Below are 12683 nucleotides of genomic sequence, written 5' to 3' on the forward strand. Positions count from 1 at the left end.
TAAGTCAGCTAAGTAAACTAACACATAAATCATAGACAACAAAAAGCCGGCATTGCCGGCTTTTTTATAATTTACGTTGTAGGCTAATAACTTAGCGTGAACGGAAGACGATGCGTCCTTTGCTCAAATCGTAAGGTGTCAGCTGAACCGTTACCTTGTCACCCGTTAAAATACGGATGTAGTTTTTACGCATTTTTCCTGAAATGTGTGCCGTTACGACATGACCATTTTCAAGTTCTACACGAAACATTGTATTTGGCAAGGTTTCAAGGATTGTGCCTTGCATTTCAATGTTGTCTTCTTTCGCCATTAATCAGTTATCCTGTTAGCCTTCAAATAATAAAACGGGCACATCATGCCGTAAATTGGTGCTGCTGTAAAGCAAAGGTTGAGTATATACGCTATCTACAGCTTAGTTACGGTTTAATTCACTGGTTTTTGATCTTAATCTCAGTTACCCAGCCTGATTGAGTCAAGATTTGGTGAGGGCGATAGTCGCGCTTATAATTCATTTTTCGAGACTCATCAATTTGATAGCCAAGATACAGAAATTGTTTTTTCATCATTTTAGCAATTTGAGTTTGCAGTAAAATGAGTAAGCTACCTAATGAACGCTTATCGTATTCTGGAGCAAAATAGCTATAGATTGCAGATAGGCTGTGAGGCAAAACATCGGTAATTGCAACACCAATTAGCTCATCGCTAAGCCGAAGTTCGATAAATAGTGGTTGCATCCAAGTCGCTGTCGCAAAACTATCGTATTGCTCAGGCGTTGCTGGGAACATCGAACCGTCATGATGGCGAGTGTTTACGTAACGCTCATAAAGCGCATATTGCTGCTCAGTTTTGTGTTCAACGATCTTCCAGCTTAAATCCTGATTGTTCTTCATTGTGCGTTTTTGTCGCTTAGATAATGAAAAATCATCTATAGATAAGCGGATTGGCAGGCAGGCACTGCATTGTGGGCATTGCGGCTTATAGATCATACTGCCACTGCGACGAAACCCAAGTGCGAGCAGTTGCTCGAATAAGTTCACATCGATAACATCTTCTTGTAAAACCATGAGTTGCTCTTGCTGATCATCTAAATAACTGCAAGGAAAGGTTTTGGTTCTACCTACTGTGACGTGTCTAGATTTAGAGTTCAAGGAGTACCTCGGTTTTACGCCAGCTATCGGGGTGTACTTGACCATCTCTTAAATGGGTCAATAGCCTAATAAAGTCTTCACGTCTAATAGACTTTGCTCCTAAGCTGTCTAAATGTGGGTTTACCACTTGCGCATCAATAAGCTTAAAGCCACTGCGCTGCAGATGTTGCTGTAATACGATCATAGCAGCTTTCGAGGCATTAGTTGCGCGGTGGAACATAGATTCACCGCAAAAAACTTGGCCAATAGCTAAACCATAAAGCCCGCCGACTAATTGGTTACCCTGCCAAACTTCTAGTGAGTGCGCATGGCCTTGTTGATGTAATGTTAGGTAGGCTTGCTGGATTTCAGTCGAGATCCAAGTGCCATCTTGGCCTGAACGAGGTGCTGCACAGCCTTCTGTTACAGCTTTAAAACTATGATTGATAGTGAAGGTCCAATCTTGCTTTCTTAGGAACTTAATTAAACTCCTGCTTATTCTCATATTCCCTGGAACAAAAACAGCTCGGGGATCGGGAGACCACCAAAGGATAGGATCATCAAAATTAAACCAGGGAAATATGCCGTTATAATAGGCGTTTAGTAAACGTTCAGGTCGCAAGTCACCGCCTACAGCTAAGAGCCCGTTAGGATCAGTTAATGCTTGTTCAGGAGGTGGAAAACCTTGCTGATCATTATTTAAATAGGACAGTGAGTTCACAATTGAGTAAGATTAATAAATATACTTATCCTTAAAGTTAGCGGAAAAAGTCTTATGTTGAAACCTCATCTTATTGTTTTCACTGTTATCTGTTTGTTTTTTGTTACACAAGCGACAATTGCCGCGCCTTACGACCGTAATCAAGCTGTTCCTGTAGAAAAAGTCGAGTTTGGTCAAGTCGCCTCAGTACGCAATATTACACAAAAGCAATTGGTTGAAGACCAAAATACGGGCTGGAAAACCTTTGGCGGTGCGTTAATCGGTGGTGTGGTTGGTCATCAGTTCGGAGGAGGTTCCGGTCAAGATGTGGCAACAGTACTAGGTGCGTTACTTGGTGCGGGCGTCGGTAATCGCTATGGAGACAGCTCGTATTATCAAGAACTAAGATTGGTTGAAATGATGATAACCCTAGATACTGGCGAGCAAGTTATGGTTATTCAAGATTTGGACCCCGGAATGGTATTTAATGTAAATGATGACGTCAGGGTCGTTTATTTAAAAGGTTTCGTCAGGGTTGACCGACAGATGTAATGAGACACAAAAAGCCGCGCATAGCGGCTTTTTTTGTGTGCTTTGGCTTAAACAACAGAATAGGCCGTCTGGCTTAAAGACTTAATACAGGCTTCGATAATAGCGAGTTGTTGGACGAATATTTTATCATCTGCTGCATCACCTATGCTAAGTCGTATAAAGTTTTGGTGGTTATTAAAATCATCCCCATTTCTAACGAGAATATTTTTTTGCGCAAGTGCGGTAACCACATGATGGGCTTTTAAAGGTAAAGCTAATTGGAGCCAACCATTTAAACCTCGCCATCTTTGTTTTAGTCCTAATCTTTGCCCCATTTCAATACAGAGTTGCTGTCTTTGTGCGATAACTTGTTCACGCTGCCCCATGAACTCAGGGTTTTGAATAACCCGACAAGCGAGCTCTGTATTGAGAGGTGATATCATCCAGCACTGGCTATGAATAGCCTGTTTGATTTTAAGAGCATATAGATTTGGGACCAGTAAAAAACCTTGGCGTAATCCACCACAAAAGACTTTTGATAAGCTTGATAAGTAGATTACATGTCCAGGGTCTTCACTTTGTTCGGATCCTTGCTCTATTGACCAAATAGGCGAATGCCATTCGCTACTAAGGCAATAGTTAACATCGTCTTCCAAGATCACTAAATTATATTTTTTAGTTAACGCTAAAATAGCTTGGCGTTGGGATAAATTGTATTGAATACAAGTTGGGTTTTGGTTATTCGGCGTAATGTAAAGTACTTTCGGTTGGTGAGCTATAATCTTTTGTTCAAGTTCACTTAAGTCTAAACCTTCATCACTTAGCGTAATAGGCTCAATGTTAATCCCCAGTTGTACTGCTGCGGTATGGATCCCGGGGTAGCAATTACCCTCACAAAGTAAGGTGTCACCGGCTTGCATTAATCCATTTAGTACCGCAAAAATCCCTTGTTGTGCACCATGGGTAAACACAATTTGCTCAGGTTGTTGAGTAATCCCCCGTTTGTGTAGCCATTGGCTAAAGATAAGTTGATGCTCCTTTAAGGGCTCACCATGATATGCCATTAGCTGTGTTAAACGCTGAGGAGATTTTGCCAATTGACTCATAGCGTCACTTAGCACGCTAATCTGATTAGTTAATGGTGGCTGGCAAGTTGCGAAATTGATTTGTTTGTTTTTAAATTCGCTTTCTTCAGCTCTAACAAATGTCCCAGCGCCGACCTTTGCGTATACATAGCCACGTTGTTCAAGTACTGCGTAAGCTCGAGTAACCGTCCCTACCGTAACACCTAACGCATCAGCTAAGCGCCTTTGTGGCGGTAACTTGGTGTTTGCTAATAACTCTTTTTGGTTGATGGCGTCTGCTGCTGCTTGTGCCAGTCTTAAATACTTAGCTCCAGAATAACTGTTTAGTTTCGGCGTCCAAATTGTACCCATAACAATAAAACCATTGTATTCATAATTGTTGGCGTTAGTATGCACCTATTAGTTTAATTGTCTAGTAATTGTACGCGTACAATTGTTGGGTTTAACTTTATAGAATGATATTTGATATCGAAAATATCGTTAAATTTTGGAGGTAGTAAAGTGGAAAGCATTTGGCCATTAATGATTTCAGCTGCGATATTTTGCGCAACAATGACAATGACTCCAGGGCCTAATAATGTCCTGTTAGCGACATCTGGTGCTAACTTTGGCATAAGGCGTACTTTGCCTCATTTAATTGGTATTAGGGTTGGGCAAACTTTGCTGCATGTGTCGATTCTGCTTGGGTTAGGCGGGGTCTTTGAAACTTGGCCTGTTATGCATCAAGCACTGCAATTTGCCTCGTTAGCTTACTTATTGTTTCTGGCCTATAAAGTGTTTACTTTGCCTGTAGATAACGAGCTCGTTGTTGCCGAACGGCAACCTATGACAGTAAAAGAATCTGCTTTATTTCAATGGATAAACCCTAAGACGTGGATGGCAACAATTACCTTGTGCACCGCATTTACTATTGGAGGAGAGGCTTATTGGTTAAGTGCTATTGCAGGAGTATTCATTTTTAATATTATTGGTTTTCCAGCATCATTTACTTGGGTGATATTGGGAGCAACAATTAGGCGTAAACTCAATACTACAAAAAGACGTAAAGGCTTCAATTTAGTGATGTCAGGCCTCTTGTTAGTGACTATTCCACTGATTATTCGCTAGCGTAATGCAGTATCGAATAAGGCTAACTTGAAGCTGTCGCTTTGACGGTGTTTAAATTTGGTTAGAGTTGGCTGCTTGTGGCGTCACTCATTTTATTGAGCTTCGACGCCACACTATCAAACTTAATCTTTGCTTTTTTAGCAAGTTTAAACTGCGATGTGTTTACCAAACTCAAAACTCTTACCGCTTTCTAGCCATGTCGGATACTTTTTCATTATTTGTGTAAATGCATCACTTTCAATATGAAACTTTAGCCACTTTTTAAGATGCGTGTAATGACTGGCGTCAAACCAAAATTTGTCTACGGACGCGAACTGGCGAATAAATGGAAAAATGGCGTAATCGGCAATGGATACCTTATCACCCATTAATTGCGAGTGCTTTGCCAATATACTTTCTAGTTGCGCAATAAATACCTCAGCTTGTTGTCGATAATACTGCTCACTGTGCTCTGGGTGTCTATCTGCGTATTTATACTTATCTAGCCAAGGTTTAAAGCTATGGTCATTGGTATGAATTAGAGCTTTGGCTATCTCTTGTTGTTGCGGCGCTTCACTTAATAACAAATTCAGCGGGTCATGTTGCATTAGTGCCCAGCACATGATCTCAATACTCTCTTCAATCACGCTTGCATCAGGCAATATCAGTACCGGAACGGTGCCTTTAGGTGATGCAACTAACATCGCCTCGGGCTTATGTTTTAACACTATTTCTCGCAAGTTAACTGATTGCTCTGATAATAGTATGCCAAGCCTTGCACGCATAGCATAAGGGCAGCGGCGGAATGAGTAGAGAGTAGGAAAAGACATATGTAGGACTTATTTTTATAGTTTTATAAGGCATATTCTTAACTGTTAAACGTCAAAAAACAATCAATAATCTATTTTTACATATCAAATCTGTCGTTAATTGAGTGATCCTTAGCTGTAATCTAGCCGCAGTGATTTCTCAGCTAGATTAATTAACCTTACTTTTTGTACCTGTTTGTTTCTGTGTGACTCAGGTAGAATTCGCCGCGAATTTGCGTGGTCGCTCACGTTTGCGGCCAAAGTTAATAGCACTGGAGATTAAGCTTCAGAAAGCCGAAAAAGGGATAGACATGTCAAAAATTGTAGTATGCGCCATGTACAAATTTGTTAGCTTGCCTAACTTTGAAACTCTGCAAGCACCGCTGCTAAAAGTGATGCAAGATTCAGAAGTGAAAGGCACCTTATTGTTAGCTCAAGAAGGAATTAACGGTACTGTTGCAGGTTCACAAGCTGCAATTGATAATCTTCTCTCTTGGTTAGCTAAGCAGCCGGGGCTAAATAATATTGTTCATAAGCTTTCTTTTGATGATGCTATGCCGTTTTACCGGACTAAAGTGAAGTTGAAGAAAGAAATTGTAACGATGGGGATTGAAGGTGTTGACCCCAATAAAGTTGTTGGTACTTACGTTAAGCCCAAAGATTGGAATCGATTGATTTCAGATCCAGATGTAATGTTGGTTGATACTCGGAACGATTATGAAGTGCAGATCGGTACCTTTAAAAACGCCATCGATCCGAAAACTGAAACCTTCAGAGAGTTTCCAGAATACGTCAAGCAAAACCTTGACCCTGCTAAACACAAAAAAGTGGCAATGTTTTGTACCGGCGGTATCCGTTGTGAAAAATCAACCGCTTATCTAAAGGAGCAAGGTTTTGATGAGGTTTATCATTTAGAAGGCGGGATTTTAAAGTACCTTGAAGAAGTTGAGCAAGAAGAGAGTCTATGGCAGGGGGAATGCTTTGTTTTTGATAATCGTGTTGCGGTTAATCATGACTTAGAGAAAGGTCTATATGATCAATGTAATGCGTGCCGTATGCCTGTAACTGCAGAAGAAATGGCATTAGACAGCTTTGTACAAGGTGTCAGTTGTGTTCATTGCATCGATAAAACCACTGAAAAGCAACGTCAGCGTTTTATTGAAAGAGAGCGTCAAATGCAGCTGTCTAAGCAGCGCGGAGAAGCGCATATTGGTAGTGATGTTAGCAAAGTCATTAAAGTGCGTAGGAATCAGAAAGAGCAGCTTAAAAAAGCGCAAAATGCTAAGTAAACATAGCGAATGTAATTAGCATCATAACGCGATATAGACAGTAATCGTTTGCACATATTTAAAGGCAGCCAATGGCTGCTTTTTTTATTTTTAAAATGCGCTTTTTACTCTGGTCTGACTGTGCTATTTTGCACGGCTTTTTTACGCTTTAAAGGATAAGGGAATGTTTGTAGGTTTTGACTACGGTAGTGCTAATTGCGCTATCGGTGTGATTGAAGGCGATGACGTAAGGTTAATGCCCTTATCTGGCGACTCAAAATATATGAGTTCGACTCTTTATGCGATGGATAGGGAGCTCATTGCTGAAGCAGTATTAAAACAGCTGTCTCAAGCTGAACAGGCAGAATACACACGTTTGCGCTCGGCGCAATTGAGTCGCGCTGCAGCGGCTAGACGCGATCTAGATTTATTACCTCATGAACAAGCCGTGTTTGTGGGGGAACAGGCTATTGAAGCGTATCTCGAAATGCCAGATGAAGGCTTTTATGTACGTTCTCCTAAATCATTCTTAGGGGCTACAGGTCTTCGTGAAAGCCAGATTGCTTTGTTTGAAGACATTGTCACCTTGATGATGATGCATATTAAGACGCAAGCTGAAAGCCAACTTAAACAAGGTAACAATACAATTACTCATGCGGTGATTGGCCGTCCGGTGAACTTTCAGGGTATTGGCGGCGAGCAAAGTAACCTACAAGCAGAAGCGATACTTTCTTTAGCGGCCAAGCGAGCAGGATTCACCGAAGTTGATTTTCTTTTCGAGCCATTAGCTGCCGGAATGGATTACGAAGCGTCACTTGATGAAAACGTGACGGTATTGGTGGTTGACGTGGGTGGTGGTACTACCGATTGCTCGATGGTGAAGATGGGACCTAATCATATTGATAATCGTGACCGCAGTGCTGATTTTCTCGGTCATAGTGGTCAACGCATTGGCGGTAACGATTTAGATATTGCGTTGTCGATGGCGTCATTTATGCCACACCTTGGCCTTGGTAGCTTGATGGTTAATAAATTACCTGTGCCGAGTAAGCCTTTTTGGAATGCAGTTGCGGTTAATGATATTAGCGCACAGCGAGATTTCAGTGCTCTCGGCTCTAAAAAGCTGATTGAAGATTTGATTAAAGATGCCCAGCATCCGGAGCTTATTCAGCGTCTACTAAAAGTTCAAAAAGAGCAGCTCGGTTACAAAATTGTACGCAGTGCTGAGCAAAGTAAAATCGCCTTATCTGATGCTAATAGCGTTGATACTCCGCTGGATTATATCCACAATGGATTACATGCTAAGGTAAGTGACAGCGATTTTGAAGCGGCAATCACCATGCCTCTTTCAAAGGTTGAAGCTTTGATGCGTGAAGCACTAGAACAATCGGGTGTGATGCCTGACAGGATTTATGTGACAGGTGGTACAGCGCGCAGCCCTGCTATCTATAAGCGAATTTCTGGACTTTTCCCTGAGATCCCAATTGTGGTCGGTGATCACTTTGGTAGTGTTACTGCTGGATTGACACGCTGGGCGCAAAGGGTATTTGCTTAAGCCGTATTATTGGCATAATGACGTGGATAAATGTAAAACGATTTAATATTGAATCGCTTTTCTTAAGGAAATTGAAATGACAGGTTTGACAAAAAAGCTGGTTTGCACTGCTAGTTTAGCTGTGGCTTTAGTATTAAGTTTAAGTGGGTGTGGCGATGATGTGGGTAAAGTGAGTTTAGGCTTATTTACTACAAAAGATGTGATTATTGATGCACGCCATGACCCTAAAATACCAGGAGTGACCTGTCATATTAGCCGAATTGAAGCGGATTTAAGTCTTGCAGACCCATCTGATATGAGCATTTCTTGTCGTCAAACCGGGCCAATAACCGCAGCAGAAATTGCTAATATTGATAAGAGTAAAAATGGTGAGGTGGTATTTAAAGAGTCACTAAGCATTTTATTTAAGTCGCTTAAAGTGCGCCGCATTTATGATAAAGAAAATCAAACATTACTCTATCTGTCATATTCAACTAAAGAGACTAATGGTAGCCATAAGCATGCGCTGTCAACCGTGCCGCTTTACGGCACAGAGGCTTGGATAGAGCCCTTGAATAGAAATTAACTAAAAAGACCACTTTTAAAAGTGGTCTTTTTTTGTATATATTTTAGCGATTGCAATCGGTTAACACATAAAATAACATTTAAGTTACATGCAAGCCCTTCATCGAATCCACAAATAATTATAATAGGAAGTAACACTTGTCTAGAGAAGAGCAGTACCTAAAAGAGGCAATAAGCTTTTTTGCTTCGCAACAGTTTTCTTCTTCAGGAATTTATGCCAGAAAGGTTATTCGTAAAAATCCTGATAATTTGGATGCCTTACTTTTATTGGCCAAATTGTCTATGAGGCAAAATGACGTGGGTGAAGCATACAAATTTTATTCTAAATCTTTAGCTTTATCTCCAAATTGCCAAGAGTCCTTACAAGGATTAGCTTCGCTAGCAGAGAGTAAAGAGCGCTTTTTTGAAGCATTTGATTATTATCAAACTTTGTCGAGTTTACTTCCAAGTGATCTCGGTATTCGCTTTAAGCTTGGTATGACTGCACTGCAAAATGGTAATGTTTCGATTGCTGAGCAGTCGTTGAGAGAGTGTGTAGATCAGGAGTTTGTTGATAAAGCATGCTTGCTGAACCTAGCGCATGTTTATAAAGCTAAAGGTGATACGGATAAAGCGGTACAGCTATATCATCAATATATTTTGCAAGCCCCTGAGCATCAGTCTACCGGGTATTGGAGTCTTGCTGATTTAAAAAGTTATCAAATGACAGAGCAAGACCGAAACAATATTGAGACATATTTAGCAGCAAGTAATATTTCTTTAGCCAGCCGATCATTGATGTTGTTTGCCTTAGGCCGATTCTGGGAACAACAGCAAGAGTTTAACAAAGCCTACCAGTCAATGACTCAAGCGAACCAGCTATTAAGCCCTGCAAGGCCTTTTAAGAAAGAAAGCTTTTTGCATATCATCAAAAGTCTTAAGACATATCAGGCTAATAATTCGATAGATGTAGCACAATCCAATAAATCGCAGATCCCTATCTTTATAGTTGGTATGCCGCGCTCAGGCACAACTCTGGTAGAGCAGATATTAGCAAGCCATAGCAAAGTACAAGCCACCGACGAGTTACCCTATATAGAGCGTATTGCATTACAACTGGAAATGTCTGGGGGGTATGTAAAAAACCTTCAAGCTTTAAGCACTGAAATGGTAAGCCAGATGCGGCAAAGCTATTTAAAAGAGGTTGAGCCATATCTTGATGAGAAAGCTGCGTATTTTATTGATAAAAACCCAAACAACTTTCTGCATATAGGCTTAATTAAGACACTGTTTCCCGAAGCAAAGATAATTAATGTCATTAGGCATACAACAGATAATGCGATTAGTGTCTTCAAACAGCACTTTAGTCGGGGTCATGATTACTCTTATAGCACTGAAGGTATTGAGATCTATTGGAATGCTTATCACGATATCATGCAACATTGGGATAGGTTGTACGGTGAGCAATTATGCCATGTCAGCTTTGAAACTTTGGTTAATGACCCTGAAACACAAATTCGCCGGATTTTGGACTATTGTTCGTTAGATTTCATGCAAGAATGTATTGATTTTCATCAATCTAAAAGAACAGTATTAACACCAAGTGCGGCACAAGTAAGACGACCAATGAATGTTAAAGCTATTGGTATGCGTGATAAATACCGACAAGCGATGGGAAAAGATTACCATGTGTTTGAAGGTATTGCGGCTAAGGTTAAGCAATATTACTTTAGATAACCAATATGAATGTAAATATAAGGCCAACACGTTAATCGGGTGTTGGCCTTTTTTATGTCAATTTAGCTTAATTGACCATGACAGTGTTTATATTTTTTCCCCGAACCACAATGACAATCGCTATTGCGACTTAAACTAGCTGTTGATTGTTTAGATGATGTAGAGGTTGCTTGCTGAATATTCGAAGCTGCCGCTGTTTTGCCGGTATTCGAAGGAGAAGCGAGTTCAGTACTCATTGCTGGCCCTACGATTAAATGCAGTAAAATCGTAGCAGCGGAAGTACTCTCATCAACTTTTACCTTATCGTTTAAGGATGCAATACTCTGTAATAACTCTTGTCGTAACTGATGATATTTGGGCCAACCTTGTTTATCGCATTCGTATTGTGACCATACTTCTCGCCAATCAAGGTAGAAGTTAGTGACTCGTTGAGTAAAAGCATCGACCTCTTGCTTATTGTTACTAACAAAAGAAGTAATCTCTGTAAACAGATCTTGAGCCAAGAGTTCTATTTCGGCAGGTGGCATAATGATCGGAAAGTTGCTCTTTTCGGTTATGAATCGACTTGGATTATCTGAAGAGTAGGGTAAGTGTTTGACATTATTTAAATGGTTGAATTGGTTTTCAAAAATGGCAGCACGTTGGTTCACCATCTCCCAAAAGCGGCTTGAACCAGCAATATCGATCACTAAATGGACTCTGTGACAGTCGCTTAAATTAGCAACTCTATGATATTTCCAAGAATCAAATATCCAACACTCACCAGCCGCCATATGTACTTGTTTGTCAGCACAATGAAACTCTACGTTTGGCTCTGTAATAATAGGAATGTGGATCCTAACACGTTTATACCAGTGGTAATTTATATCTGAATGTAGTGGCACCTCAGCTCCAGGGCCTAATCGCATTAAGCGAGAACGACCAATCACTTCGTCAAAAGAGGCTATCACTTGCTGTATATAAGCACATTTTTCCAAAGCCGATGTAGGCAGCATCTGTCCTTTAAAGTCGTTATTAAATTCACCATTTACTGACACCAAAGGGATTGCTGAGTTGCCTTTGAAGCTTTCATGATGGGCAACCCATTCTTGCTCGGTAAACTTTGATACTTCTTGCTTTAAGCGTTCAATATCAAATGTCAGTGGAAGTTTGTAAAACTCTTGAGCCAATTTCATTGTTATTTTCTCTTTATTATGGCGTATGTAGGTCTAACTTAGTTGACCATGACAATGCTTAAAACGCTTTTTTGATCCGCAAGGGCAGTCTGCATTTCTTGGTACCTTGTTATGATTTATCACTGTGTTAGCTGATTTTTGAATACTGCTTTGAGCTTGTAGCTGCTGCCATTCTTCTGCGAGCAAGAGTTGCTTGTCTTGGCTAAGCAGCGAGTTAATACGTTGCAGAGTAGGCATTACGCTGGGCCAAACAGAATGAACTTCTTGGTAATTACTTAGCCACTTATTTTTTTTGGGTGCTGATAACGTAAATTGAGAGTGGGGTAATGGCTGGCTGCAGGCTTGTTGTAGTTGCTGATCAAAAGGGATCTGAGCGAAGTTGCAGATGGACTTTAATGTTGTGGTGGTATCGTTGATTAAGTTTTCATAGTGGACTATTTTCCATCGTTCTTTGGGAAGTTTTTGTAGTGAGCTAATAATGGATTCATTAGCTTCACACCATTGAAATGCCGCAATATTTTGCAGTGGTTGCCCAAGAAGCTGTTTCCAGTTCTTTGGCAATAATAGCGACCAATCGCCATTCCAACCGGGGAGCCCTGGGTAAGTTCTAAAACGGTTAGAACGCCAAGCCTCCATAATACTGCTTATATTTTCTTTCGGATCCCTAACAAGATAAACGAACAGTGCATCTGGGAAAAGTTGGTTTATAAAGTCAATGCGTAGGCTGTTCTTGGGAGTTTTCTCAAGAAACCTGACTTTATCTACAGGGGATATTTTACTTCCTGTTGACGATTGAAGGTTCTTCTTAAAACCGCTGTAAAGCATTTCTGTTATTATTGGCGTGGCATCATCGGCCGTTAATGCATTCGATTCAAAGTTTTTTGAGGCGATGTTTAGTCCCGGAATACTTTCTATGATTGCATGGCTCTCGCCTCCAATGGAAAGTAAATGACTATTTTTAGATAAGACTTCATATAAAAGTGTACTGCCGGATCGTGGCGCTGACAGAATGATTATTGGGCGATCGAAACAATTATTTTTCAAGGTATTACACCATTATTATGAGT

At 40.6% G+C, this 12683-nt stretch carries 13 protein-coding genes; 6 read left to right on the top strand and 7 right to left on the bottom strand.

The genetic code is table 11. The features are described 5' to 3' along the window. Positions 1–91 precede the first annotated feature (91 nt). From infA to aat, 3 genes are all read right to left on the bottom strand, one after another. Positions 92–310, bottom strand: a complete 219-nt coding sequence (infA, locus tag AB4298_RS19880) for a translation initiation factor IF-1 (RefSeq protein WP_005500725.1) — start codon at positions 308–310, stop codon at positions 92–94. A gap of 118 nt (positions 311–428) precedes the next feature. Then, entirely contained in the window at positions 429–1148 is a 720-nt protein-coding gene (locus AB4298_RS19885; protein ID WP_371988097.1) for an arginyltransferase, read from the bottom strand. Further along, positions 1138–1848, bottom strand: a complete 711-nt coding sequence (aat, locus tag AB4298_RS19890) for a leucyl/phenylalanyl-tRNA--protein transferase (protein WP_248997466.1) — start codon at positions 1846–1848, stop codon at positions 1138–1140. Before aat ends, AB4298_RS19885 begins: the two co-directional genes overlap by 11 nt. 54 nt (positions 1849–1902) lie before the next feature. On the opposite strand from aat, the gene AB4298_RS19895 reads away from it, so the two are divergent. Further along, on the top strand, positions 1903–2379 hold the full coding sequence (locus tag AB4298_RS19895) for an outer membrane lipoprotein (protein WP_248997465.1): 477 nt from the start codon (positions 1903–1905) through the stop codon (positions 2377–2379). A gap of 47 nt (positions 2380–2426) precedes the next feature. On the opposite strand, the gene AB4298_RS19900 is transcribed toward AB4298_RS19895, so the two are convergent. After that, on the bottom strand, positions 2427–3794 hold the full coding sequence (locus AB4298_RS19900; RefSeq protein ID WP_371988099.1) for an aminotransferase-like domain-containing protein: 1368 nt from the start codon (positions 3792–3794) through the stop codon (positions 2427–2429). A gap of 171 nt (positions 3795–3965) precedes the next feature. Between AB4298_RS19900 and AB4298_RS19905 the strand changes: the two genes are divergently transcribed. Further along, on the top strand, positions 3966–4550 hold the full coding sequence (locus AB4298_RS19905; RefSeq protein ID WP_371988127.1) for a LysE family translocator: 585 nt from the start codon (positions 3966–3968) through the stop codon (positions 4548–4550). A 146-nt stretch (positions 4551–4696) separates the two neighbouring features. Here the strand turns inward: AB4298_RS19905 and AB4298_RS19910 are convergent, their stop codons facing one another. Beyond that, positions 4697–5359: a glutathione S-transferase gene (locus tag AB4298_RS19910; protein ID WP_371988101.1), complete on the bottom strand. Its 663-nt coding sequence runs from the start codon at positions 5357–5359 to the stop codon at positions 4697–4699. A 290-nt stretch (positions 5360–5649) separates the two neighbouring features. Here AB4298_RS19910 and trhO point away from each other — a divergent pair, with 290 nt between their 5' ends. From trhO to AB4298_RS19930, 4 genes are all read left to right on the top strand, one after another. Beyond that, a complete protein-coding gene (gene trhO, locus AB4298_RS19915; RefSeq protein ID WP_248997462.1) occupies positions 5650–6627 on the top strand; it encodes an oxygen-dependent tRNA uridine(34) hydroxylase TrhO in 978 nt (325 codons plus the stop codon). A 163-nt stretch (positions 6628–6790) separates the two neighbouring features. Then, a complete protein-coding gene (gene yegD / locus AB4298_RS19920) occupies positions 6791–8161 on the top strand; it encodes a molecular chaperone (RefSeq protein WP_371988103.1) in 1371 nt (456 codons plus the stop codon). A 76-nt stretch (positions 8162–8237) separates the two neighbouring features. Further along, positions 8238–8726: a CreA family protein gene (locus AB4298_RS19925; protein WP_371988104.1), complete on the top strand. Its 489-nt coding sequence runs from the start codon at positions 8238–8240 to the stop codon at positions 8724–8726. 137 nt (positions 8727–8863) lie between these two features. After that, complete coding sequence (locus AB4298_RS19930; RefSeq protein WP_371988105.1) at positions 8864–10441, top strand: tetratricopeptide repeat-containing sulfotransferase family protein; 1578 nt, start codon at positions 8864–8866, stop codon at positions 10439–10441. Positions 10442–10503: 62 nt separating this feature from the next. Here AB4298_RS19930 and AB4298_RS19935 read toward each other — a convergent pair whose 3' ends face one another. Both AB4298_RS19935 and AB4298_RS19940 read right to left on the bottom strand, forming a co-directional pair. Next, a complete protein-coding gene (locus tag AB4298_RS19935) occupies positions 10504–11616 on the bottom strand; it encodes an aspartyl/asparaginyl beta-hydroxylase domain-containing protein (protein WP_248997458.1) in 1113 nt (370 codons plus the stop codon). 33 nt (positions 11617–11649) lie between these two features. Continuing rightward, positions 11650–12660 carry a sulfotransferase family protein gene (locus tag AB4298_RS19940; protein WP_371988106.1) on the bottom strand — a complete coding sequence of 337 codons (1011 nt, stop codon included), beginning with the start codon at positions 12658–12660 and terminating at the stop codon, positions 11650–11652. Positions 12661–12683 lie beyond the last annotated feature (23 nt).

The organism is Shewanella sp. 10N.261.52.F9 (assembly GCF_041471165.1).
Classification (GTDB): Bacteria; Pseudomonadota; Gammaproteobacteria; order Enterobacterales; family Shewanellaceae; genus Shewanella; species Shewanella marinintestina.